Source organism: Pseudomonas simiae (assembly GCF_000934565.1).
Lineage (GTDB): Bacteria > Pseudomonadota > Gammaproteobacteria > Pseudomonadales > Pseudomonadaceae > Aquipseudomonas > Aquipseudomonas simiae.
The window spans coordinates 2,137,791-2,160,729 of the sequence record NZ_CP010896.1 but is presented as its reverse complement, the minus strand read 5'-3'; the positions used below and the strand labels follow the sequence as shown (position 1 = coordinate 2,160,729).

Sequence of the window (22,939 nt, the reverse complement as noted above, 5' to 3'; positions counted from 1 at the left end):
ATCAGATCCGGAACTGGCCGACCAACTGCCCCAGGCGCTGACCCAGCTCCGCCAAGCTGCGGGACGTCTGGGCGCCCAATTGGGTTTCGTCGGCGACGCTGTCCACCGCCACAGCGATCTGATGCACGCTGCGGTTGATTTCCTCGGCAACGGCGGTCTGCTCTTCGGCGGCGCTGGCGATCTGGGCGTTCATCGAATTGATGGTGCCGATCAACTGCGCCATGGTGTCCAGGGAGGCTCCGGCTTCGTTGGCCTGGGCCGAGGTGCCGTCGCCGGCATCGCTGGAACGGCGCATGGCCTCCACCGCGGCCTCGGTGCCTTTTTGCAGGCGGTCGATCATGCCCTGGATTTCCTGGGTGCTGGTCTGGGTGCGGCTGGCCAGGGCGCGTACTTCGTCGGCCACTACCGCAAAACCACGCCCGGCCTCGCCTGCCCTTGCGGCTTCGATGGCGGCGTTGAGTGCCAGCAGGTTGGTCTGTTCGGCGATGGAACGGATCACGCTGAGCACACTGACGATGGAAGACACGTCCTGCTGCAGGCTGTCGAGGGACACGCCGCTGCTGCGGATGTCGTTCACCAGCGCGTGGATCTGCGCAATGCTGCCGTCCACCACACGCTTGGCGGCCTGGCCTTCGGCATCGGTTTGCTGGGCAGCGACCGAGGCACCCTGGGCACTGCGCGCCACTTCTTGCGCAGCCGACGACATCTGGTTAATCGCGGTGGCAACCTGGTCGGTCTCGTGGCGCTGGCGTTCCATGGCCTGTTCGGAACGCTGGGCCTGGTCGGAAACCTGACTGACCAGGCCGGTGAGTTGGCTGGTCATCTCGGTGATCTGGCGCACCAGGCCGTGGATCTTGTCAACAAAACGGTTGAACGCCCCCGCCAGATCGCCCAGTTCGTCCTGGCTGGTGATGGCCAGGCGGCGGGTCAAGTCACCTTCGCCGGCCGCGATGTCGTCGAGGTTGGCTTTCATCAAGTGCAGTGGACGCAGGATAGTATTGGCCAGCAGCATGCCAACGGCAGCGATCACCAACAGCAGCACCACGGCCACGCCGAGAATGCTCAGCAGCACGCCCTCCATGCGTTTCTGCACCTTGGCTTCGACCACCGCGACCTGGGCTTCAATACCGTCCAGGTTTACCGACGTACCGATGACCATGTCCCATTTCGGCAGGTATTCGGTGTAGCCCATCTTGGGCACCAATTCGGTCTGGCCCGGCTGGGTCGAGCTGTATTGCAGGTAGTGGGTGCCGTCCTTGCCGACCTTGACCAGGTCTCGGTTGACGTACACGCCATTGGGGTCTCGGTTGTCCTTGAAGCTCTTGCCCACGCCGTCGGGGCTGTTGCCCTTGAACAGGCGGATGGTCTCGGAGTCGTAGCCGAAGAAGTAGCCGTCCTTGCCGTAGCTCGTGTTGGACAGCAGTTTGACCACCTGCGCACGCGCAGCGGTATCGCCAGGCGCGGCCGCGTCGTAGAGCGGCTTGATGGTGCTCATGGCCACTTCGACATAACTTTGCAGGGTGGCCTTGGCGTCGTTGAGCAGGCGCTGGCGGGTTTCTTCCACCTCGTTGCGCGCCTGGCCCTGCAAAATCCACACGGTGGTCAGGCTGATGACCACGGCAAACAGCAGCACCGGCACTACGGCGAGGGACAGGACTTTGGCCTTGAGGCTCAGACGCATGGCTTTTCTCTCTCTTATTAGTGGCGACTTGAGAGGTTAACGGCCAATCGCGCGGATTCTGTAGGACCCCAACGTCTGATGGCGCGCGCACTTACTGCTCCAGCTCGGCCATTGCGGCGTTCAGGACAGATATTTTTCCACCAGGGCCAATGCAACGGCCTCGGTCTCGGCATCAGGGATACCCGAGATACCCGCAGGCCGGAAATGCATCTGGAACGCCCGGATGACCTGGCGGGTTTCGTCGTCCAACACGCCGCTCTGCGGGATCGTGTAGCCATAAGTGGCAAGGGCGCGTTGCACAATGCTCACGTCAACCGTTTGAGATTCAGGACGCCCGGCCAGGTGCTTGTGTACCGTGACTGCGTCTGGCCATGCGCCGATACCGTGTTCGGAAAGCGCCTGCCAGGGAAACAACGGACCGGGGTCGGATTTACGCAAAGGAGCAATGTCACTGTGACCGACAACGTTTTGCGGCTCGATGGCGTAGCGCTTGATCACGTCCGCGGCGAGGTGCTTGACCAGCGCCAGTTGCGCTTCAGTGTAGGGGAACCACAGCCGCCCGGTGGGGCCTTCAATGAAGCCAGCGTTGACGATCTCGATGCCGATGGAGGTGTCATTGAGGTTGGCCCGGTTTCCCCAATGACTGACGCCGGCGTGCCAGGCGCGTTTTGCCTCCGGCACCAACTGCAAAACCACCGGTAGGTTGTGGTGCTTGTGCGGAGTGCTATAGGCGAGGTAATGCGCGCTGGCGGTGCCGTTGGTCAGCGCATCCAGGGAGTTTTTGTCGTCAAAGACCGTGTAATGCAGGACTAAAAAACGAATCCGCTCGTTCTGGTTTGGGGAGGTGTGTGTGGTGTCAACGGCATAGCCGTTTTTTACAATCAGATTTTCCGGCGCCGTGACGCAGGCTGTCATCATCAGAATGGCGAGCAAAAGGACGGCTTTTTTCATCGGAGTACGTCAACGTCGGGTAAGAAGCTCCGGAATATAAAGACCATCGACAGTCCAACGATCTTCCCCTGCCGAGTGCAGGTCGATTTCAGAAAATCACTACCCAAGCCCGAGACTCTTCCGACAAAAGGCGGCGGCAGGCGCCGCCACCGAGACGAATCTGCAGATATGCGCGGCGAGGCTGTTAGAGCGTCATCGCCGCCAACCAGCCAAACGCCAGCAACGGGAGGTTGTAATGCAGGAACGTCGGTACCACCGTGTCCCAGATATGGTGGTGCTGGCCGTCGACATTCAGGCCGGAGGTCGGGCCGAGGGTGGAGTCCGAGGCCGGCGAACCGGCATCACCCAGTGCACCGGCGGTGCCGACGATGCACACAATGGCCACCGGGCTGAAGCCGAGTTGCACGCACAGCGGCACAAAAATCGCGGCCAGGATCGGCACCGTGGAAAACGAAGAACCAATGCCCATGGTCACCAGCAGCCCCACCAGCAACATCAGCAACGCGCCCACGCCACGGTTATGGCCGATGAACGCCGCCGAGGTTTCCACCAGCGAGCGCACGTCGCCGGTGGCCTTGAGCACTTCGGCAAAGCCCGACGAGGCAATCATGATGAAGCCGATCATCGCCATCATCTTCATGCCTTCGGTGAACAGATCGTCGGTATCGCGCCAGCGCACGATGCCCGACACCGAGAAAATCAGGAACCCGGCCAGGGCGCCGATGATCATCGAGTCCAGCCACAGCTGGATGATGAACGCCGAGGCAATCGCCAGGCCGGCCACCAGCAGCGTCAGCGGGTTGTATTGCACCGCCACTTGCTCGACCCGCTCGATTTTCTCCAGGTCGTACACGCGCTTCTTGCGGTAACTGATAAACACCGCCACCAGCAAGCCCACCACCATGCCGAGTGCCGGCAGGCTCATGGCGTGGGTGACGTTGACCTGGCTGATATCCACGCCGCTCTTGGCCACGTTGGCCAGCAGGATCTGGTTGAGGAAGATATTGCCGAAGCCCACCGGCAAAAACATGTAGGGCGTGATCAGGCCGAAGGTCATCACGCAGGCGATCAGGCGGCGGTCCAATTGCAGCTTGGTCAGCACGTAGAGCAGCGGCGGCACCAGCAACGGAATGAACGCGATGTGGATCGGCAGGATGTTCTGCGAGGCAATCGCCACCACCCACAGCAGGCCGATCAGCAGCCATTTGACGTGGCCGCCGCCACTGGCGTCCTGGCGGTCCACCAGCAGCAGCGCCTTGTCAGCCAGGGCGTGGGCCAGGCCGGATTTGGCAATTGCCACGGCGAAAGCGCCGAGCAAGGCGTAGGACAACGCCACGGTCGCACCACCGCCCAAACCGCCATTGAAGGCTTTGAGCGTGGCGTCTATGCCCAGGCCACCGGTCAAACCACCCACCAGGGCGCCGACGATGATGGCGATGACCACATGCACGCGGGACAAACTGAGCACCAGCATGGTGCCGACCGCGGCAATGACTGCGTTAATCATGGTTACCTCAAGCAGAAAAACATAAAAAACAGGCATGCCCGCGCCCAGGCGACCATCGGGTGGCAACCAGCGTGCAGGCGTGAAGGAGGTCTTATTAGAGGGCGCGCACTGTGCAGCAGGTGGGCGCTCATGTCAAAAGCAGGGAGTGAACAAGGCGTTTTTGTGGTGAGCGAGCACCTCATCACAAAGCAAGTTTAAATTGATCGTTTGAATAAAGAAAAGTTGAAATCAGCCGATAACCGAGCTCTATGTGTTTTCAGGTAAGGACGTACCGATGTCGCTTAGGCAGCTCTCCATTCAATGGAAAATCACCCTGCTCGCTGGCCTCTGCCTGCTGGGAATCGTGACCCTGCTGGTGGGTCTGTCGCTGTATCGCATGGAGCAGAGTTCGCAGCAGGTCAAGGCGTCCAGCATGCAGATGCTGGATGAAGCCGCCCAGGCGCGCATCGAGGCCCAAGGCGAAGTGCAGGCGCTGGGCATCCGCCGCCAGTTCATGGACGCCTATCAGTATGGCCATGGTTTTTCCCGCCAGGTGCTGTTCCTGCGTGAACAGGCCGAGAAGCGCTTTCTCGATGCCTTCGACACCCGCGAAGACCTGACCCGCCAGGTCAAGGCCGCGCTGCAGGCCAACCCGGATCTGCTCGGCCTGTCCCTGGTGTTCGAAGCCAATGCCCTGGACGGCAAGGATGAGTTGTTCGCCGGCCAGGCTGAACTCGGCAGTAACGACAAGGGCCGCTTCGCCCTGTACTGGTCGCAGCCGACACCCGGCAAGTTGGAGTCGATGGCGCTGCCGGAAAGCGACATGTCCGACACCAGCGTCGGCCCCAGCGGTGAAAAGGCCAACGCCTGGTTCACCTGCCCACGCACCCTGCTCAAGCCGTGCGTCATCGAGCCATACTTCTACAGGATCAACGGGCAAAACGTGCTGATGACCAGCATCGTCTTCCCGTTGATGGCCAACGGCAAAGTCATTGCCTCGCTGTCGGTGGACATCAACCTCAACAGCCTGCAGGCCGTGAGCCAACAGGCCAGCCAGAAGCTGTATGACGGTCAGACCCAGGTCAGCATCCTCAGCCCCACCGGTTTGCTCGCCGGCTATAGCCCGGACGCGAGCAAGCTCAGCCAGCGCCTGGATCAGGTCGATACCGCCAACGGCGCGCAATTGATCGACGCTTTGGCCAGCAGCACGCATATTCGTAGCCTGCGCACCGATCATCAACTGAAGGTATTGGCACCCTTTGCGCCCATCCCGGAGGGCAAGCCGTGGGGCGTGCTGCTGGATGTGCCGGAGAAAGTCCTGGTAGGCCCGGCTGAAGCGCTGAAAGCCCAAATGGACGCCGAGAACACCCGTGGCACCTTGCTGGAATTGGGCCTGGGCCTGCTGGCTGCGGTGGTCGGCTTGATCCTGGTGTGGTTGATGGCACGCAGCGTGACCCGCCCGATCCTCGGTGTGGCGCACATGCTCGAAGACATCGCCAGCGGCGAAGGCGACCTTACCCGCCGCCTGGCCTACGACAAACAGGACGAATTGGGCCAGTTGGCCGGCTGGTTCAACCGCTTCCTCGACAAACTGCAACCGATCATTGCCGAGGTGAAACGCTCGGTTCAGGACGCCCGTGGTACTGCGGACCAATCCGCCGCCATTGCCACTCAAACCAGCGCCGGCATGGAGCAGCAGTACCGCCAGGTCGACCAGGTGGCCACGGCGTCTCACGAAATGAGCGCCACCGCCCAGGATGTGGCACGCAGCGCTGCGCAGGCCGCACAAGCCGCTCGCGACGCCGACCAAGCCACCCGTGATGGCCTGACAGTGATTGAGCACACCACTCACAATATCGGGGCGTTGGCGTCGGACATGAGCACGGCCATGACCCAGGTCGAAGGCCTGGCTGCCAACAGCGAAAAAATCGGTTCGGTGCTCGAAGTGATTCGCGGCATCGCCGAGCAGACCAACCTGCTGGCCCTCAACGCCGCCATCGAGGCCGCCCGCGCCGGTGAGGCCGGCCGTGGGTTTGCAGTGGTGGCCGACGAGGTACGCAACCTGGCGCAGCGGACCCAGGAGTCGGTGGAAGAAACCCGCCTGGTCATCGAGCACCTGCAAAACGGCACCGAAGCGGTTGTCGGGTCCATGGGTAACAGCTATCGCCAGGCCCAGGGCAGTGTCGAACAGGTCGGGCAAGCCGTGACGGCCCTGCGCCAGATTGGTGATGCCGTCACGGTGATCAGCGACATGAACCTGCAGATCGCAAGCGCCGCCGAAGAGCAAAGTGCCGTCGCCGAGGAAATCAACAACAACGTGGCGACTATTCGCGATGTGACCGAGTCGCTGTCGGAACAGGCGAATGAATCGGCACGGGTGAGCCAGGCGTTGAACAGCCTGGCGAATCAGCAACAAGGGTTGATGGATCAGTTCAGGGTCTAACCAGACAATTGTCGAGGCGCCAGGTTTATCCTTGGCGCTTCGGCAATTCGATCAGCACTTTCAACCCACCCAGCTCGCTTTCCTGCAACTGCAACACCCCGCCCCACACCTCGACGATGTCCCGCACGATCCCCAACCCCAAGCCATGACCATGGATCTGTTCATCCAGGCGCGTGCCACGGCTGAACACCTGGTCACGCTGGGTTTCGGGAATGCCGGGACCGTCATCCTCCACCGCCAACAGGTAGTTGCGGCCAGTCTCCGTGACGGTCAGGCGCACCTCGGCATCCGCCCATTTGCAGGCGTTGTCCAATAGATTGCCGAGCAGCTCCAACAGGTCTTCACGGTCCCAAGGCAGTTGCAGGCCGGACGCGGCGTGGTAGTTCAGGTCCAGGTGTTCGCCATGGATCATGCTGAGGGTGGCGAGCAGGCCGGGCAGTTCTTTTTCGCAGTCAAACAGCACGCCCGGCAGGGTTTCCCCGGCCAGGCGCGCGCGGTTGAGTTCACGGTTGAGGCGTTGTTGCACGTGCTCCAATTGATCGCGCAACAGCTTGCTCAGCTCGGGGCGATCCTTGAGCGCGTCGCTCGACGCGGCACTCAACAGCACGGCTAACGGGGTCTTGAGGGCATGGCCGAGGTTGCCCAAGGCATTGCGTGAACGCTTGAGGCTGTCTTCGGTGTGAGCCAGCAGGTGGTTGATCTGCGCCACCAACGGTTCCAGTTCCAGCGGTACCTGGGTATCGAGCTGTGAACGCTGGCCCTGTTGCAGTTGGGCGATCTGGTTGCGCGCGGTTTCCAGCGGGCGCAAGGCGCGCCGTACGGTGATCCGTTGCAGGATCAGCACCAGCAGCAGCGCCGCCAGCCCTAGCACCAGACCGATCTGACGCATGAGACGGAAGCTTTCCCGCACCGGGGTGTAGTCCTGGGCCACGCTGATGGAAATCGGCTGGCCAAAGCGTTTGTAGTCCGAGCGCAGCACCAGCAGTTGCTGGCCTTCCGGTCCCAGTTGCAGATTGCCCTTGATCCCGACTTCGGGCAGGCGCGGCAGTTCCTGGTCCCACAGCGAGCGGGACCGCCAGTGGGTGTCGGCAAAGTCGATGCGGAAGTAGTGCCCGGAAAACGGACGCTGATAGGCTGGCGACAGGCGTTGTTCATCCAACTGCACACCGTTAGGACCACGCACCAGCGCCACCAGCAGGTTCTCGGCGTCGTTGCGCAACCCGGCTTCCAGGTAACGCTGCAAACCGGCTTCAAACAACCACAAGCTGGTTTGTGCCAGCACCACGCCGACGATCACCATGACACTGACCAGGCCCAGGCTCAGGCGTCGCTGGATCGACTTCATGCAGGGCTGGCGCCAAACCGGTAACCCTGGCCGCGGCGGGTCTCGATCACGCTGCGGCCCAACTTGCGCCGCAGGTGGTTGACGTGGACTTCCAACACATTCGAATCGCGCTCGGTTTCGCCGTCATACAAATGCTCGGCCAAATGGCTTTTCGACAGGATCTGTTCGGGGTGCAGCATGAAGTAGCGCAACAGGCGGAACTCGGCGGCGGTCAGCGGGATCTCTGCGCCATCGCGCAGCACGCACTGGCGGCCTTCATCCAGGTGCAGACCGGCGGATTGCAAGGTGGGCTGGTTGGCCTGGCCGTGGGAGCGACGCACCAGCGCTTGAATGCGCAGGTACAGCTCCTCGGGGTGAAACGGCTTGCTCAGGTAATCATCGGCGCCGGCCTTGAGCCCTTCGATGCGCTCGGCCCAGGAATCGCGGGCGGTGAGGATCAGCACCGGGGTGGCCAGCGCGGCGGCACGCCATTGCGCCAATACCTCAAGCCCAGGCAAACCGGGCAGCCCGAGGTCGAGGATGATCAAGTCATAGGGTTCGCTACGCCCCTGGTACGCGGCGTCGCGACCATCGGCGAGCCAATCGACGGCATAGCCCTGGCGTTGCAGCCCGGCCAGCAGTTCATCGGCCAGGGGGACGTTGTCTTCCACCAAGAGCAGGCGCATCAGTCTTCCTCATCTTTGATCAGCACACCGGTGCTGGCGTCCAGCTTGATCTCGCGCACCACGCCTTCGGTGGTCACCAGCTCCACTTCATAGGCATATTGGCCGTGCTTCTTTTCCAGTTCGGCTTCCAGCAGGCGGGAACCCGGATACCGCGCCATGGCCTGGTGCAACAGCTGCTCCAGCGGCAGGATCACCCCCTGCTGGCGCAGCGACAAGGCTTCATCCTGATTGAGGTCGCGGGCCGCCAGGCTGGAGCAGAATGCCATGAGCACCAGCGCGGCACGACTGCTGGCGCATAGATTAACCTTCATTACGTTTCCTGATGATTCTTGAGAACCTGCCCGGTGAGCGCGTCCAATTCAACGTCCCATTCGATGCCCTGGGCATCTTCCAATTCGACCTCGTAGACGTACTTGCCGTAGGCCTCGTCCAGGTCGGTATCCAGCAGCGTCGAGCCGGGGTGCAGGGCCAGGGCCGCGGCTTCCAGTTTATCGAAGGCGACAATAGTAACAGTGGCAGGCACTTTCAGTGGCTTGTCGGGGTCCACGGCTCGGGCCTGGGTCGCCATGAGGGCGATCATACCGGCGGCGACCAGAGCGGTGAGGCGCTTCATGATATGTCTCCGTTACAGGATGTTTTCCTACGCCGGTCACCGTACGCGCTGCAACTTAACTGAAACTGAATTGCCACCATGGCAATTCCCGGCAAGGCCTTTTCACACATTCCGCGAGATTTTCTATAATGTCCCGCTCGCTCGAACAGAGACCGGTATGACAGCTATCCACATCAAGTTTCCCGCCCTGACCCTCAAGGCCGGCAAACGCGCCTTTGCTCGTATTCGTGCGCAAGGCCTCACACCGGCCGACGTCGGCATCCTGCCCGGCGCGGCCGGCGGCCCCAAGGCATTGGGTATCCAGGGCCTGGACCTGGCGCTGTTCGGTGACTGGTTGCCCCGCGCGCCACGGGAACGGGCGCTGATCGGGGCTTCCATCGGCTCCTGGCGGTTTGCCAGCGCGTGCCTGCCTGACCCGGTGCAAGGCCTGCTGGACCTCGGTCGTCTGTACAACGAGCAACGTTTTGCCAAAGGCGTGACCATGGCCGAGGTCAGCCAGAGCTGCCAACGCATGCTCGACGACCTGCTGGCCGGTCGCGATGCACAGCTACTGGATAACCCGAACTATCGTCTGAACATCATGGTGGTCAAGAGCCACGGCCTGCTCGCCGATGACCACCGTGGGCGCCTCGGGCTGGGCCTGTCGTCGGTGATCGCCGACAACCTGCGCGGCCGCGCGCGGCTGTCGCGGCACTTTGAGCGGCTGATCATCCACGACCCGCGCCAGGCGCCACCGGTGCACCCACTGAAGGATTTCCCGTCGCGCTTCCTGGCCCTGGAACTGGGTAACCTGCGCCAGGCCCTGCTAGCTTCGGGCTCGATCCCCATGGTAATGCAAGGCGTGCGCGACCTGCCGGGCGCAGGCGCCGGCACCTACCGCGACGGCGGCCTGCTGGACTACCACCTCGACCTGCCCTACCACGGCGACGACATCGTGCTGTACCCGCATTTCACCGACCGGGTCATCCCCGGCTGGTTCGACAAGGGCCTGCCGTGGCGGCGCAGCAACCCGCAAGGTCTGCAGGACGTGTTGCTGCTGGCACCGTCCAAGGACTACCTCGCCCGCCTGCCCCACGGCAAACTGCCAGACCGCAGCGACTTCAAGCGCTTCATGGGTGACGATCCTAGCCGCAACAAATACTGGCAGACCGCGATGAGCGAAAGCCAGCGGCTGGGCGATGAGTTTCTGGCATTGGCGGACAACGGCCGATTGGGCGAGAGCCTACAGCCCCTGTAGGTGCCACCTCACCGCTAACCACGATGCGAAGCGAGCGGCTCTTGCTCTTGCTCTTGCTCTTGCTTTTGATCTTAGGCGCCCCATCAAACACGCTGGCCGGAATTCGACAGGGATTTGGGGGGTAAACCGGCAGGGATGCCGGTTTAGCCGCCCCGCGCCATGGATGGCGCGTGGCGGCGGCCCCGCAAATCCCTGTCGGATTACGGGCACACCGAGCCTAGGCGAGGTGCCGAGTGTTGGGGCAAGAGCGCTTTGGTTACTTTCGCGCTTTTCGAAAGTGACCCGCCGTAAGGGCGGAACCAATAGCAGCCTTTACCTAAATAACGGATATATACCCGGTCAGACTCAACATCCAGGCCGGCTGTCAGGCCGCCTTCGCAGGCAAGCCAGCTCCCACATTTGGAGTGCGGGGTAACACTTAGATTGTGGTCGTCTGTCAGGCCGCTTTCGCGAGCAAGCCCGCTCCCACATTTGGTTTGCGGCGTAATAGTTAGATTGTGGTCGGCTGTCAGGCCGTCTTCGCAGGCAAGCCAGCTCCCACATTTGGAGTGCGGGGTAGCAGTTAGATTGTGGTCGTCTGTCAGGCCGCCTTCGCAGGCAAGCCCGCTCCCACATTTTGGATCGCGGGATAACAGGTAGATCGCGACCGGCTGTCAGGCCTCCATCGGTAGCAAGCTCCCTCGCCACCTGCACTCTACATTTCGCCCGCAAGCCGCGCCCTACAGAGGGACGGTATGCGCAGCGACGGATCAAGCTGTTAAACTCGCCGCCTGCCAGACACCGACCGAGCTGAAAACACTGTGGAAATCTTCAAGGAATTTACATTCGAATCCGCCCACCGCCTGCCCCACGTACCGGAAGGCCATAAATGCGGGCGCCTGCATGGGCATTCGTTCAAGGTGGCGATCCACCTGAGCGGCGACCTGGATCCCCATACCGGCTGGATTCGCGACTTCTCGGAGATCAAGGCGATTTTCAAGCCGCTTTATGAACGCCTCGACCACAACTACCTCAACGACATCCCTGGCCTGGAAAACCCGACCAGCGAAGTGCTCGCCAAGTGGATCTGGAATGAGTTGAAACCTCTGCTGCCTGAGCTCAGTGCGATTCGCATCCACGAGACCTGCACCAGCGGCTGCATCTATCGCGGCGAGTAATCGACTGCGTCCATAAAAACCACCTTCGGGTGGTTTTTTTGCGCCTGGCATTTATCCATGTAAAGCGACCTTGACACCTTAATGGCCCGCACTTAATGTAAAGCACCCTTTACTTACGGAGATGGCTATGTCGGTCAAACGCTTCTTGGTGGAATTCGCGGTGACAATGCTGGCGTATATGCTGTGCGTGGTGGTTTCCAGCGCCTACATGTCGTCCATGCCCAACGGCGCCGCCCGAGTTGCCCTGGCTTTGCTGCCGGTCATTCCGATGATCGCGATGGCAATTGCGATCATCCGCCGGCTCAACGCCATGGATGAAATGGGCCGCAAGATCCAGTTGGACGCACTGGCCGTGGCCTTTGTGTGCACGGCCCTGACGACCTTCAGTTACGGCTTCCTGGAAACCGCTGGCTTCCCACGGTTGTCGGCCTTTATGGTGTGGCCGATCATGGGCGGCGTCTGGTGCGTCGCCACGATCATCGGCACAAGGCGCTACCAATGAACAACCTGATGCGCCAGTTGCGCTCGGGACTGGGTTGGTCCCAGGCCGACCTCGCCGAACGCCTGGGTGTGTCACGCCAAACCGTCAACGCCATCGAGACCGGCCGCTACGATCCGAGCTTGCCCTTGGCGTTCAAGATCGCCAAGGTGTTCGAACGACCTATCGAAGACATCTTCGAAGCGCCGGCAGACTGATCGACTGTCCAGAGGAGCCCGCTGCAATTTTGCCGAACACCAGGCGCTGGATGCCGGCTTCGCGGCCATTCGTCTATACACCAACGCAGCCATGCACGAGAACATCACGCTGTACACCCGTCGTGGCTGTATCGAGACCCACCGGGCCGAAAAACATGGCCTGCGGCGGGTGTACATGACCAAGCAACTCCGGGAGTAACCCATGGAAAACACCTGGCTGGCCCAGGCCAAACGCTTGCAGGCGTTGGCGTCCACAGGGCTGCACTTTTGTACCGATGATTTCGAGCGCGAGCGCCTGGAAGAAATTGCCGAGATTGCCCACAGCATGCTCGCGCAGCTGGGCAATGTGCCCTTGGAGCGCATCACCGGGCTGGTCACGGATTTTGCCCAACGCTACTCGACGCCGATGATCGACGTGCGCGGGGCGGTCATCCAAGACGATCGAATTCTGTTGGTACGGGAGTTGACCGATGGCTGCTGGGCGTTGCCGGGAGGTTATGCGGATATCGGTTTGTCGGCGGCGGAAAATATCGTCAAGGAGATTCGCGAGGAAGCCGGGCTGACGGTGACGGCGCGCGCCCTATACAGCGTGACGCACAAGGCCAAGGGCTTGTATCGGCCGGATGTGCGCGACTTCTATAAGCTGTACTTCCTCTGTGAACCGGTAGATCAGTCGGCTCCGATGGCAGGGTTCGAGACCACCGAAGTGGGCTTTTTCCGGCTGAATGACCTGCCGCCACTGTCTCGTGGGCGCACCATCGAAAGTGATCTGGAGGCTGCATTTGCCTTCCACCGTGGCGAGATCACCCAGACGCTGTTCGACTGATCCAATTTGTATCACGGCTGCACCGCTTTCGTGCCCGATTGGGCACGCCGAACACTCTTTCCCGCGCTCCTTCCCGTTTTGGCTATAAATACTGTGCACAGTGCACAAACCCTACCGTGCGTGTGTCACTGCTGCCCGATGTGGCACGCGCGGTGCAATAGGCCTGCGTCACTCATTCAGGAGCAAGGCACATGACGCAGCAAGAACCGGGCAACGATTACCCCCTCAGCGAAGTCCCGATGCATGCGCGCAAGGGCCTGGCGTCTACTGCCATGGTGCTGCTGGGTTTTACCTTTTTTACCGCGACCATGTTTGCCGGCGGCAAGCTGGGAGTGGCGTTCAGCTTTACCGACATGCTCGGCGTCGTCGCCCTGGGTAACCTGCTGCTGGGTATCTACGCCGCAGGCCTGGGTTACATCGCCTTCAAGAGTGGGCTGAATTCGGTGCTGATGGGACGCTTCTGCTTCGGCGAAATGGGCAGCAAGCTCAGCGACTTGATCCTCGGCTTCACCCAGATAGGCTGGTACGCCTGGGGCACCGCCACTGCCGCCGTGGTGCTGGGCAAATATTTCGAGCTGGGCCAGGGCAGCGTACTGGCGTTGATGGTGCTGTTCGGCCTGGTGTTCTGCGCCACGGCCTACGTTGGTTATCGCGGGCTGGAAATCCTGTCCTACATCGCGGTGCCGGCCATGGGCATCCTGCTGTTTCTGTCGATGTGGGTCGCCACGGTCAAAGTCGGCGGGCTGGATGGGCTGCTGGCGGTGGTGCCGAGCGGTGAGCTGGACCTGTCCACCGCGATCACCCTGGTGTTCGGCACCTTTGTCAGCGGCGCGACCCAGGCCACCAACTGGACGCGTTTTTCGCGCTCGGCCAAAGTGGCGGTACTGGCGAGCCTGATCGGCTTCTTCATCGGCAATGGATTGATGGTGCTGATTGGCGCCTACGGTGCCATCGTCTATCAGCAACCGGACGTGGTTGAAGTGTTGCTGCTGCAAGGCTTTGCCATGGCGGCGATGGCCATGTTGCTGCTCAATATCTGGAGCACCCAGGACAACACGATCTACAACTTCGCTGTGGCCGGCTGCAACCTGTTGCGCACCAAACGCCGCAAGACAGTCACCCTGGCCGGCGCCGTGATCGGCACCCTGCTGGCGTTGCTCGGCATGTACGACATGCTGGTGCCTTACCTGATTCTGCTGGGCACGGTGATCCCACCGATTGGTGGGGTGATCATGGCGGACTTCTTCTATCGCTATCGCGGCCGCTACCCGCGCCTGGCGGATGCGCGCCTGCCGGCATTCAACTGGCCGGGGCTGGCGGCCTATGGCGTTGGCACCGTGCTGGCGTTCAATTCGCCCTGGGTCGCGCCGTTGGTGGGTATCGTTGCAGCGTCGCTGACCTACATCGTGCTCACCGCCGTCCTACGCGTGCGTGCGCCTCTGGCTGATGCCCAGGCATGAGCTTGACCATTGCCGATGTATTGGCGCTGCCGGGCCTGGAATCCATGCGCCTGCGCGCTGGCGAGACCGGGTTGGATAACGGTGTGCGCTGGCCCTATGTGGCGGAAAACAGCGGGATTGCGGAATGGGTGCTCGGTGGCGAGCTCGTGTTCGTCACCGGGATCAATCACCCGCGCGACGAAACCAACCTGTTGCAATTGCTTGAGGAAGCCTGCGAGCGTCAAGTGGCTGGCTTGGTAGTGCTGACCGGGCCTGCGTATATCCAGGCGATTCCCCAGCGTTTACTCGATGCCGCCGAAGCCGCCGGCATGCCGTTGATCGAACAGCCCTACTCGCTGAAAATGGTGCTGGTAACCCAGGCCATTGGTTCGGCGCTGATCCAGTCCGAACAACTGGGGCGCTCGCGGCATGATGTGCTTGAGCGCTTGCTGACCGGCGACTACCAATCCCTGGAACTGTTGCTGCACCGGGCCACGCAATTGGGCATGCCATTGGCCGGGTATTGGCAAGTGGTGCAACTGCAGTTGGAAGGCAACGAGTTGCTGTTTGCCCAGGGTGATGCGGCTTCGGTGGAAGCGCAACTGGCGCGACAACACGACGTTATCAGCCGTCGACTGCGGCAATTCTCGGCCGGTTTGCCGGTGCAGGGACGAGCCGGCCAATGGACAGTCCTGCTGCCCGCGCCGGATGCCGTGGCGGCGTTGACCAACCGCCAACAGCTAGCCCATTGGCTTAATCCGCTGAATCTACGCTTGGCGCCGCTCAAACTGTTTATCGGCCTCAGCGCCGCAGCGCACCCACCGGCACACCTGGCCCAGGCGCAGGATGAAGCCCGCCAGGCACTGGCGGCTGCGCGGCGCTTCAGTGAGCGTGCCGGGCTGTGCGTGTACGACGAATTGGGCGTGCTCAAGCTGCTCAGCGGCGTGCGTGATCGCGCCCTCCTCGATCAATTCCTGAATGAACGCCTCGGCCCATTGCTGCGCCACGACTTGCACCATGGCCCCAACCTGATGCCCACCCTGGAAGCCTGGTTCCATGAGAATGGTAACCTTGTGGCCGCCGCCCAGCGGCTGGCCGTGCACCGCAATACATTAACGCACCGTGTCCAGCGCATCGAAGCCCTGTGCGGGCTGACGCTGGATAACGCTTATGATCGCCTGGACATCGGTATAGCGCTGATGATCTGGCGACTGTCTGCCTGATTGTTTTTAGCCAAGAGGAACTTGCCCATGCACATCATCAACGCCCGCCTGCGCAACCGTGAAGGCCTGCATGATCTGCACCTGGAACATGGCCGGATCGCCAGCATCACGCCACAAACGACAGCGCCCGTACTGGCATCTGGTGACCTGGACGCCGCCGGCAACCTGGTGATTCCACCCTTCGTTGAACCGCATATCCACCTGGACGCCACCCTGACGGCCGGCGAGCCCCGCTGGAACATGAGCGGCACCCTGTTCGAAGGCATCGAGTGCTGGGGCGAGCGCAAAGCCACCATCACCCAGGAAGACACCAAGACCCGCGCCAAGAAGACGATCCAGGCCCTCGCCGCCCACGGTATCCAACACGTGCGCACCCACGTCGACGTCACCGATCCGGACCTCACCGCGCTCAAGGCGATGCTGCAAGTGCGCGAAGAGAGCAAGCACCTGATCGACCTGCAAATCGTCGCCTTCCCCCAGGAAGGCATCGAGTCGTACCGCAACGGCCGCGAACTGATGGAAGAAGCCATCCGCCTGGGGGCCGACGTAATCGGCGGTATCCCTCACTTTGAATACACCCGCGACCAGGGCGTGAGTTCGGTGAAGTTCCTGATGGACCTGGCCGAACGTACCGGCTGCCTGGTGGACGTGCACTGCGACGAAACCGACGACCCCCATTCACGTTTTCTCGAAGTGCTGGCCGAAGAAGCCCGCAGCCGCGATATGGGTGCCCGCGTCACCGCCAGCCACACCACGGCCATGGGCTCCTACGACAATGCCTACTGCGCCAAACTCTTCCGCCTGCTGGGGCATTCGGGGATCAGCTTCGTCTCTTGCCCCACCGAAAGTATCCACCTGCAAGGACGCTTCGACAGCTTCCCGAAACGCCGTGGCGTCACCCGGGTCAATGAACTGCTGGAGGCCGGCATGAACGTGTGTTTCGGCCAGGATTCCATCGTCGACCCTTGGTACCCCTTGGGCAACGGCAACATCCTGCGGGTGCTGGAGGCCGGTTTGCATATCTGCCACATGCTCGGCTACCGCAACCTGCAAAGCGCCCTCGACCTGGTGACCGACAACAGTGCCAAGGCCATGGCCCTGGGTGACCGCTACGGTCTGGAACCCGGACGCCCCGCCAACCTGTTGATCCTTTCGGCGGACAGCGACTATGAGGTCATCCGCAGTCAGGGCTTGCCGCTGTACTCGATCCGCAACGGCAAAGTGCTGATGCGGCGTCAGCCGGCGCAGGTTGAGTTTGTGTAAAACCGGGTTCAGACAATTGAGTCGATATCCAGCGTTTGCGCCCTCCCCCATGCGTGAAGCTGCGCGGGGGGGATGCTGGCGACTTGCGACGGCTCACGGTTTTCACGGTGGCTGAACCAGCGCTTGAGGCTGGGTTGCACGTTGGCGCTATGGGCTTGACTGCCGTAGACATCACGGGCTTCCAGGCGGCGCCAGCGCAGAGTCGCAAGGCGCTCACGGCTGGTGTGCAAGCGGTCGATCTCGCTATTCAGGGCTTCGTTGTGTTCATAGCCTCGGTCGTTGGCAGACCTTAGGCGGGCCAGTTCCCGGCGCTTGTTGCGCAGTTGTTGGCGCATGGTCTCCAGGGCCAGGTCGAGCAGCTCGAACTCGCTTGGCGTGACCAGTGGGCCGTTGCTTTCCTGGGTTTGCTGCCAGCGACGTAGCGTTGCCCACGCCGCCGGAATGTAGCTGGCAGTCATGAAGTGCTGGTTGGCCTGGAACAGCTGTCTCAGCAGGTTATCCCGCTCGGGCATGTCGCCACGCAGTTGCAAGGTTCGGTTGCAACCGGCCTCTTGGATGGATTCACAACCGGGTTTCCACAACACCGAAGACTGTGTGCCATCCGGCAGCATGATCGGCATGAAATGGTGCTGTTCGCCGTGGTGTTGGTAAGGGTTTGCGCCAAAACGCACCAACCCGGCGGCGAACAGCAGGCCGCCCGGTGCAGGGGCGCTGAACAGTGTGACGGCGCCTGGGATCCAGAGTTTGGCGGTGGTGTTCATCCAAGGGGCCGGGACGCTGGGGACGGGATCGTTGTGGTTGACGATACGGTGGTGGACCAGGGTTGAAGCACCTTGGGTGAATTCAGAGTCGGCGGCGCGGGGGGCGCCGTAGGTGTAGAGGAGGATGTTGTAGTTGCACTCCGGAGCCCTGCGCAGACCTTCTGCGAGGAGTAAAGCGATTGCGCCGCCCAGGCTGTGGCCGCAGATGATAATTCGTTGGCCGGTATGGAATTGGTCGAGGTAGTGCAATACGAAATCGCGCACTGCCCGGTAAGCCTGATAAAAACCTTGGTGGGCCTTGCCGACTCCTTCCGTGTAAGGGACCTGATGAGCGTTTGCATCTCGCATCCCGTCCGCACCACTGGCGGTACCACGCACCGCGATCAGGATTACTTCATCGTGATGGGTAATAAACGCCTGAGTATCCGTACCAAGCGCTTCATCATCGAAAAAGTGCACATTCGCTGGATGTTCCTGCTTTTCCTGCAGCTCCGGTTGGTTTTGTGGGTATAGCTCTGGATCGAAGGGCAAAATCTCAAAACGCTGGGAGTAAGGGACCTCTTCGTAAAGGGGGAAAAAACGGTCGACTTGTTCTGCATCAAATCGCCAGGCCTCATGGAAACCCGAAAGCTCTTCGGCAAATAGATGCCCGATGCTGGGATCAAGGGGAAAGCGAACGTGGTCGTGGGGCTTTTCAGGTGGCACTTGGCCGAAGTTGCAATAACTCAAGGTGGCCATCAATGCCAACTGATAAAGGTTCAAGGCGCAGAAACCGTCGTCGGTTGAAAGCATCGGGCGAAAGGCCCTGAGTGGTCGAACTTCCAGAGCGGTGTGGTTGTTGGGAAACAACACGACTCCTACCAAGTTTGATTGAGGTGGTCCAAATCCCAGCTCACCCATCATGTTCAACGCGTGTCGCAGGGGTTGATGACTCCGCTGCGCAACCGGTGGCAAATGGGCGACATGGCGGACCAAATCACGCACTTCCACTTGATAGAACCGGTTGGCCTTGTGCTGAGCAGGATTACTGTCGAGGCGCTGGCCATCAGAGGCGGCAAACCGAGTCTGTTCAGCCCGAACTTGAAGCTCGGTGATAGGAAGTTTGTAGGTGGGGCGCAACATCAGTTGTAGATAGGGGGGCTCTGTTCCTGAATACAGATCGTCGAGAACAAGTACCACAGGCCCACAGAAAATATTGTCTAGCTTGGCAAACCCTTCTCCATTCAGCCTGCCTTTGTACTCCTGCCCTGCACTATCGTGGACGGTGTATGGCAGTCCCCCATACGCCGCTCCCACGCCCAGTTCGTCGACCAGGCAAAAGCTCACCCAATGCCCGCGCAGTGAACAGGCTGGCTTGCTATCACTGAAAAAAGATTGCTTCCATGCATCCTGCTTCATGACCTTGCTCCTTGTTATTGACACGATGGATAAACATCACAAACGCGACCATCCGGCATTTTTATCGGTTTAAAGTCGGAGGTGTTGCCGTTACAAAACGCATAAAGGTCTTCAAAGCTTTTACCTTTACAACGCTTCCAGCCACCCGGAACGACCACCCAGTTATCACCAACAGCCGGTTCTTCCTTGTCCGTGACCGTCAGCACCAGCCTGAGCGTTTTCCCCGCTAACTGATCACGTTGAGCAGCACCACCGGCCAGGGACTCCTGCAACGGCCCTATTGCATTATTCGAACGACATTGCAGAAGTTTCCTGATCGCATGAAACGGCCCCACCGTCCTGAAGCGCCACTGACATTGCCCAATCAGTTCCTGCACACCTGACTCGGGCATGCCAGGTTGATCATTCCAGCGATCTCGAATGGCGATGCCTGCACGATCGCCTCCCACATCCGTATCTCGCTTACCCCACTTCGCATACATATCAAAATCGACACTTCGCAAAACCGTAGGGCAACCTTCAATCACCTCACTCAACGGCAGTTCAACACTCACGCGTTCGGCCACAGGCTTGTAACGTGCAATAAAAATCTTCCGCTCCGGCCTCTTGCCCCGACGCCTTGGCAGCGTGCAGGTTTCCCCAGTCGCAGGCCCGTAGTTGGCTCCCCCGATGAAGCGGAACTCCGCCGGCAGATCCACCTCCAGCGTAAAGTGGTCAACCGGCTTGCCCGCACAGCCTGTCAGCGTCAGCATTCCCACCACAACCCACGCACCAAGCCTTCGCCTATTCATCCTTTCCCTCCATTGATCGCCACTGCTCCACCACCCGTTCAAAATGATCACCTGGCGCTTCCCCAACCAGCGGTTGCCACCGAATGAGACTGTTGCGTGTGGCCTCCTCCAACCGTCGCACCACCAGAAACTCCAATTGTTCCGGCCCTCTCCATTGCCAGACACGCGCCAGCTCCAAGACTTGGCCCAGCCAGATTCTCGGGTCCTGGAATTCCACCAAAGCGACCAGTTCTTCGCTGTGTACAGCCAACAGGTAACGCAGAATATTGGCGTGCAGGATGGCTTCGGCGTTCGGGTTGGGCGTGTTCAGCCAAGGAACCGGGTCAGGCAGCGGATACTCGCCGACAGCCGGGTTGTCAGCCGTGCGCCAGCGGTCTTCGTGCCAGTAGCACACGCTGATCAAGGGGCCAAGAAAGACCGGCCAGTGGTCCGCACCCAGATAGTCCAGCGCACGTGCCAGGGTACGGTTGTCGTGAAAGCGGTACAGCGATTGCTCGCCCTCCGGTCCCGTCAGCAAACGGTCGCGCCAGTGCCGAGTCACGCCAGTCAGGTCCTTGCACGACAAACTGCCCAGCCAGCCCCAGTTATTCTCAGGCTGTAGCAAGAGGTCTCGTAATGCAGGCTCGCTCATCTGTTTCAACAGCAGGATCACGGGGCCCTCCCTCATGAGATCCGCCAGCGCAGTCTCGGCATAGAGGCTGCGATAGTCTGACAAACTGCGCACCGCCAGCAGTGGCTGACACGCGGCATTCTGCCCATCGAGGATCAGACACAGGCTTCGCCCTGCCTGCTGCTGTTGGTTTATCCATTGACTTGGCGAGTTCTGCATCAGGCCGCCCTCCCTGGCAGATCACACAGGCCTTCGCGACAATGCTCACACACCGGGCAATAGTCCGCTCCCAGTTGCCTGGCCAAGTTCATGATCGTGCCTTGTACCTTGGAGACCTCAGGCATACCGGCCACCCTGAAAGCGCCCGCCAATTGGGTAACAGACGCCGAACCGCCCAGCGCGATGGGACGACTGCTGAAAATGCCACCCGCCTGGATGACCAGATGCTCTCCACCCGCCTTGAGGCTCAGTTCTGCCCCGGCATCAATCACCAGGCTGGCACCCGATTTAAGGTGGAGCTGCTGCCCTGCCTCAATGACCAACGTCTGTGCCACGTGGGTCCGGCTATCGCCATGCACATCAAGGTAGTCGCTCGCCTTGAGCAGCACTTTGCGGTCGCCGGTGACCTGACGATGCTCTTCGCTTTTCAAGTGAGTCGTGCTGATCCCGTGGATGACTTCTTGCCGTTCCCCTGCGACCTCCAGCCGACTGTCATGGCCGATCCGTTGCTCCAGGTCCCGCTGCGCACGCAGGTAGACAAGTTCCTCGCCCCGACGATCTTCCAGGTACAGCTCGTTGGAGCCTTCGCCGCCAAGGGAACTGCTGCTGCGCAAAACGCTGCGAGTCTTGTGCAGTGGCAAGGGATAGGTCGGCCGATGCAATGCATTCGGCAGGCAGCCGTTGATCAGGGGGCGGTCGGGATCCCCGTCCAGGAAGGTCACCAGCACTTCCATGCCCACACGCGGGATCATCGTTGCACCGAACCTGTCACCGGCCCATCCGGACGCCACCCGCAACCAACAACTGCTTTTATCATCCGCCTCGTCCAGGCGGTCCCAGTGAAAGCGCACCTTCACTCGGCCATACACATCGCAATGCACGTCCTCACCGGCGGGCCCGGTCACGGTTGCGGTCTGGCTGCCATTGATGGTCGGCTTGGTATGCCTGAGAGAGGGTCGATGCACGGCCTGCCAGGGTGTTGCGGTAAAACGATTGCGATAGCCCTGGAATACGTCGGTTGCCGGCGTCGCTTCCTCCAGCACCTGGGGTTGATAACCCTCATGACGCACCGACGTGATCAGCCACAGGTCGTTGCAGGAGGGGTCGGGATGATCGCGTATCTCAAGGAAGTGCCCACTGCGCAGCACTGGCTGATCACTCTTGCCCAATGCCCGATACCGGTCGCGCTGGTGAAGCTCCAGACTCCGCCGTGCCAACTGCTTGCCACGGGTATGACCGGTGAATCCTGCGGGATACTGATAGTCCTCAAGTGGGAGTGTCGACGCGGCGCCCGCGCTGTCGTGCAGGTGCACGGAAGGATGTTCGAAGTCGTAATCACGACGCACCGTCTTCTGGCTGCGGATGCCCAGGCGCACGTCGAAACGCTGGATAACCGGCGTATCGGCGTGCGGCCCGCCAGGAGCGCTATAGCATTGCACGGGCAAACGCGGGAACACCGTTTGGTCATCGCCAAATACCAGCAGGTGGGCGTCCACGCTGTGACGGAAATGATAGTGAATGCCCTCCTCTTCACACAGCCGCTGGATGAAGTGAAGATCACTCTCAGCGTACTGAACACAGAACGTACGCGGCGGATAAACCACGGGGCCAAGTTCGAAGGCGTAAGCATCCGCCAGGATGCCATGCTGCTCAAGGACCTCGGCGATGATCTGGGGCACGCTGCGCTGCTGGAAAATCCTCTGATCGCGTCGGTGCGCAAGGTAAGCCAGGCGGGGCGCCAGGGTCAGGTGATAGCGCGTGGTGCGCCGACCTGGGTCATCCCGGCCAACGGCGTAGACCTGCCCATGCAAACCGTCGTCCGCTTCGCCGAAAGCCAGGTAGGCGGGTTGGTGGAGCAGCGCTTCCAGATCAAGGGAAGGGTTTTCGCTGACCACCTGTATGTGAATGAAAAACGGTTGATCGAGGACTTCACTGCCTTTGAATGCCAGGACTTGCAAGTCGATATCTATATGTGGAAGAACCAGATTGAAACGTGACAAAACAAACGCGTTAACCATCCGTTGTTACCCGCCGTTAATAAATGAACACCCGGAGACAGGCCCTCTCGCCAAACAGAGAATTAGTTATCGAGAAAAGGCGCTGGAACGTCTCAAAGCTTAGTCATTTCGGGGAGG

Annotated in this window: 19 protein-coding genes and 4 pseudogenes; 11 read left to right on the top strand and 12 right to left on the bottom strand. The window is 60.9% G+C overall.

Annotated elements, in window-relative coordinates; translation table 11 throughout:
- Nucleotide 1: 1 nt before the first annotated feature.
- The 4 genes and pseudogenes from PF1751_RS29830 to PF1751_RS09885 form a co-directional block, all read right to left on the bottom strand.
- The gene (locus PF1751_RS29830; RefSeq protein WP_413469128.1) at nt 2–757 is read right to left on the bottom strand and encodes a methyl-accepting chemotaxis protein; all 756 of its coding nucleotides are present in this window, start codon (nt 755–757) and stop codon (nt 2–4) included.
- Nucleotides 758–859: 102 nt separating this feature from the next.
- Nucleotides 860–1,681 (bottom strand): annotated as a pseudogene (locus tag PF1751_RS29825) (cache domain-containing protein); the annotation flags it as partial.
- A gap of 120 nt (nt 1,682–1,801) precedes the next feature.
- Nucleotides 1,802–2,632 carry an N-acetylmuramoyl-L-alanine amidase gene (locus PF1751_RS09890; protein ID WP_021492040.1) on the bottom strand — a complete coding sequence of 277 codons (831 nt, stop codon included), beginning with the start codon at nt 2,630–2,632 and terminating at the stop codon, nt 1,802–1,804.
- 184 nt (nt 2,633–2,816) lie between these two features.
- Nucleotides 2,817–4,136 carry a Na+/H+ antiporter family protein gene (locus tag PF1751_RS09885; RefSeq protein WP_162098524.1) on the bottom strand — a complete coding sequence of 440 codons (1,320 nt, stop codon included), beginning with the start codon at nt 4,134–4,136 and terminating at the stop codon, nt 2,817–2,819.
- 277 nt (nt 4,137–4,413) lie between these two features.
- Between PF1751_RS09885 and PF1751_RS29820 the strand changes: the two are divergent.
- Both PF1751_RS29820 and PF1751_RS29815 read left to right on the top strand, forming a co-directional pair.
- Nucleotides 4,414–5,703 (top strand): annotated as a pseudogene (locus PF1751_RS29820) (PDC sensor domain-containing protein); the annotation flags it as partial.
- Nucleotides 5,704–6,051: 348 nt separating this feature from the next.
- Nucleotides 6,052–6,561, top strand: a pseudogene (locus tag PF1751_RS29815) (methyl-accepting chemotaxis protein); the annotation flags it as partial.
- 25 nt (nt 6,562–6,586) lie between these two features.
- On the opposite strand, the gene PF1751_RS09875 reads toward PF1751_RS29815, so the two are convergent.
- Genes PF1751_RS09875 through PF1751_RS09860 form a run of 4 tightly spaced genes read right to left on the bottom strand, consistent with a single transcriptional unit; the run spans nt 6,587 to nt 9,184 of the window.
- On the bottom strand, nt 6,587–7,906 hold the full coding sequence (locus tag PF1751_RS09875) for a sensor histidine kinase (protein ID WP_010211383.1): 1,320 nt from the start codon (nt 7,904–7,906) through the stop codon (nt 6,587–6,589).
- Entirely contained in the window at nt 7,903–8,571 is a 669-nt protein-coding gene (locus PF1751_RS09870; RefSeq protein WP_010211385.1) for a response regulator transcription factor, read from the bottom strand. Before PF1751_RS09870 ends, PF1751_RS09875 begins: the two co-directional genes overlap by 4 nt.
- Nucleotides 8,571–8,882 carry a PepSY domain-containing protein gene (locus PF1751_RS09865; RefSeq protein ID WP_010211387.1) on the bottom strand — a complete coding sequence of 104 codons (312 nt, stop codon included), beginning with the start codon at nt 8,880–8,882 and terminating at the stop codon, nt 8,571–8,573. The genes PF1751_RS09870 and PF1751_RS09865 overlap by 1 nt, the downstream gene beginning before the upstream one ends.
- Nucleotides 8,882–9,184 carry a PepSY domain-containing protein gene (locus PF1751_RS09860; RefSeq protein WP_010211388.1) on the bottom strand — a complete coding sequence of 101 codons (303 nt, stop codon included), beginning with the start codon at nt 9,182–9,184 and terminating at the stop codon, nt 8,882–8,884. The genes PF1751_RS09865 and PF1751_RS09860 overlap by 1 nt, the downstream gene beginning before the upstream one ends.
- Before the next feature lie 157 nt (nt 9,185–9,341).
- Here PF1751_RS09860 and PF1751_RS09855 point away from each other — a divergent pair, with 157 nt between their 5' ends.
- The 9 genes and pseudogenes from PF1751_RS09855 to codA all read left to right on the top strand — a co-directional run bounded on the left by PF1751_RS09855 (nt 9,342) and on the right by codA (nt 17,025).
- Nucleotides 9,342–10,421: a hypothetical protein gene (locus PF1751_RS09855; protein WP_010211389.1), complete on the top strand. Its 1,080-nt coding sequence runs from the start codon at nt 9,342–9,344 to the stop codon at nt 10,419–10,421.
- Nucleotides 10,422–11,221: 800 nt separating this feature from the next.
- Nucleotides 11,222–11,578 (top strand): 6-carboxytetrahydropterin synthase QueD, encoded by a 357-nt coding sequence (gene queD / locus PF1751_RS09850; RefSeq protein ID WP_003190259.1) that lies wholly within the window; start codon nt 11,222–11,224, stop codon nt 11,576–11,578.
- A gap of 127 nt (nt 11,579–11,705) precedes the next feature.
- Nucleotides 11,706–12,080: a hypothetical protein gene (locus tag PF1751_RS09845; RefSeq protein ID WP_021492045.1), complete on the top strand. Its 375-nt coding sequence runs from the start codon at nt 11,706–11,708 to the stop codon at nt 12,078–12,080.
- On the top strand, nt 12,077–12,274 hold the full coding sequence (locus PF1751_RS09840; RefSeq protein ID WP_010211493.1) for a helix-turn-helix transcriptional regulator: 198 nt from the start codon (nt 12,077–12,079) through the stop codon (nt 12,272–12,274). The genes PF1751_RS09845 and PF1751_RS09840 overlap by 4 nt, the downstream gene beginning before the upstream one ends.
- 25 nt (nt 12,275–12,299) lie before the next feature.
- Nucleotides 12,300–12,473 (top strand): annotated as a pseudogene (locus tag PF1751_RS29425) (N-acetyltransferase); the annotation flags it as partial.
- Between the two features lie 3 nt (nt 12,474–12,476).
- Nucleotides 12,477–13,100 carry an NUDIX hydrolase gene (locus PF1751_RS09835; RefSeq protein ID WP_010211495.1) on the top strand — a complete coding sequence of 208 codons (624 nt, stop codon included), beginning with the start codon at nt 12,477–12,479 and terminating at the stop codon, nt 13,098–13,100.
- Between the two features lie 191 nt (nt 13,101–13,291).
- Nucleotides 13,292–14,560, top strand: a complete 1,269-nt coding sequence (gene codB / locus PF1751_RS09830; protein ID WP_010211496.1) for a cytosine permease — start codon at nt 13,292–13,294, stop codon at nt 14,558–14,560.
- Complete coding sequence (locus PF1751_RS09825) at nt 14,557–15,762, top strand: PucR family transcriptional regulator (RefSeq protein WP_042570997.1); 1,206 nt, start codon at nt 14,557–14,559, stop codon at nt 15,760–15,762. Before codB ends, PF1751_RS09825 begins: the two co-directional genes overlap by 4 nt.
- Nucleotides 15,763–15,789: 27 nt before the next feature.
- Nucleotides 15,790–17,025, top strand: a complete 1,236-nt coding sequence (codA, locus tag PF1751_RS09820) for a cytosine deaminase (protein WP_010211502.1) — start codon at nt 15,790–15,792, stop codon at nt 17,023–17,025.
- An 8-nt stretch (nt 17,026–17,033) separates the two neighbouring features.
- Here the strand turns inward: codA and PF1751_RS09815 are convergent, their stop codons facing one another.
- Genes PF1751_RS09815 through tssI form a run of 4 tightly spaced genes read right to left on the bottom strand, consistent with a single transcriptional unit; the run spans nt 17,034 to nt 22,822 of the window.
- Complete coding sequence (locus tag PF1751_RS09815) at nt 17,034–19,184, bottom strand: lipase family protein (RefSeq protein WP_044286953.1); 2,151 nt, start codon at nt 19,182–19,184, stop codon at nt 17,034–17,036.
- A gap of 14 nt (nt 19,185–19,198) precedes the next feature.
- Nucleotides 19,199–19,975, bottom strand: a complete 777-nt coding sequence (locus tag PF1751_RS09810; protein ID WP_044286952.1) for a hypothetical protein — start codon at nt 19,973–19,975, stop codon at nt 19,199–19,201.
- Nucleotides 19,968–20,804: a DUF4123 domain-containing protein gene (locus tag PF1751_RS09805; RefSeq protein ID WP_044286951.1), complete on the bottom strand. Its 837-nt coding sequence runs from the start codon at nt 20,802–20,804 to the stop codon at nt 19,968–19,970. The genes PF1751_RS09810 and PF1751_RS09805 overlap by 8 nt, the downstream gene beginning before the upstream one ends.
- Nucleotides 20,804–22,822: a type VI secretion system tip protein TssI/VgrG gene (tssI, locus tag PF1751_RS09800; RefSeq protein ID WP_044286950.1), complete on the bottom strand. Its 2,019-nt coding sequence runs from the start codon at nt 22,820–22,822 to the stop codon at nt 20,804–20,806. Before tssI ends, PF1751_RS09805 begins: the two co-directional genes overlap by 1 nt.
- Nucleotides 22,823–22,939 lie beyond the last annotated feature (117 nt).

What these genes read in the sequence shown, in the direction of transcription:
- PF1751_RS29830 (WP_413469128.1), bottom strand. Translation starts at nt 757, where the DNA reads ATGGAACGCCAGCGCCACGAGACCGACCAGGTTGCCACCGCGATTAAC.
- PF1751_RS09890 (WP_021492040.1), bottom strand. Translation starts at nt 2,632, where the DNA reads ATGAAAAAAGCCGTCCTTTTGCTCGCCATTCTGATGATGACAGCCTGC.
- PF1751_RS09875 (WP_010211383.1), bottom strand. Translation starts at nt 7,906, where the DNA reads ATGAAGTCGATCCAGCGACGCCTGAGCCTGGGCCTGGTCAGTGTCATG.
- PF1751_RS09870 (WP_010211385.1), bottom strand. Translation starts at nt 8,571, where the DNA reads ATGCGCCTGCTCTTGGTGGAAGACAACGTCCCCCTGGCCGATGAACTG.
- PF1751_RS09865 (WP_010211387.1), bottom strand. Translation starts at nt 8,882, where the DNA reads ATGAAGGTTAATCTATGCGCCAGCAGTCGTGCCGCGCTGGTGCTCATG.
- PF1751_RS09860 (WP_010211388.1), bottom strand. Translation starts at nt 9,184, where the DNA reads ATGAAGCGCCTCACCGCTCTGGTCGCCGCCGGTATGATCGCCCTCATG.
- PF1751_RS09855 (WP_010211389.1), top strand. Translation starts at nt 9,342, where the DNA reads ATGACAGCTATCCACATCAAGTTTCCCGCCCTGACCCTCAAGGCCGGC.
- PF1751_RS09845 (WP_021492045.1), top strand. Translation starts at nt 11,706, where the DNA reads ATGTCGGTCAAACGCTTCTTGGTGGAATTCGCGGTGACAATGCTGGCG.
- PF1751_RS09840 (WP_010211493.1), top strand. Translation starts at nt 12,077, where the DNA reads ATGAACAACCTGATGCGCCAGTTGCGCTCGGGACTGGGTTGGTCCCAG.
- PF1751_RS09835 (WP_010211495.1), top strand. Translation starts at nt 12,477, where the DNA reads ATGGAAAACACCTGGCTGGCCCAGGCCAAACGCTTGCAGGCGTTGGCG.
- codB (WP_010211496.1), top strand. Translation starts at nt 13,292, where the DNA reads ATGACGCAGCAAGAACCGGGCAACGATTACCCCCTCAGCGAAGTCCCG.
- PF1751_RS09825 (WP_042570997.1), top strand. Translation starts at nt 14,557, where the DNA reads ATGAGCTTGACCATTGCCGATGTATTGGCGCTGCCGGGCCTGGAATCC.
- codA (WP_010211502.1), top strand. Translation starts at nt 15,790, where the DNA reads ATGCACATCATCAACGCCCGCCTGCGCAACCGTGAAGGCCTGCATGAT.
- PF1751_RS09815 (WP_044286953.1), bottom strand. Translation starts at nt 19,184, where the DNA reads ATGAAGCAGGATGCATGGAAGCAATCTTTTTTCAGTGATAGCAAGCCA.
- PF1751_RS09810 (WP_044286952.1), bottom strand. Translation starts at nt 19,975, where the DNA reads ATGAATAGGCGAAGGCTTGGTGCGTGGGTTGTGGTGGGAATGCTGACG.
- PF1751_RS09805 (WP_044286951.1), bottom strand. Translation starts at nt 20,804, where the DNA reads ATGCAGAACTCGCCAAGTCAATGGATAAACCAACAGCAGCAGGCAGGG.
- tssI (WP_044286950.1), bottom strand. Translation starts at nt 22,822, where the DNA reads ATGGTTAACGCGTTTGTTTTGTCACGTTTCAATCTGGTTCTTCCACAT.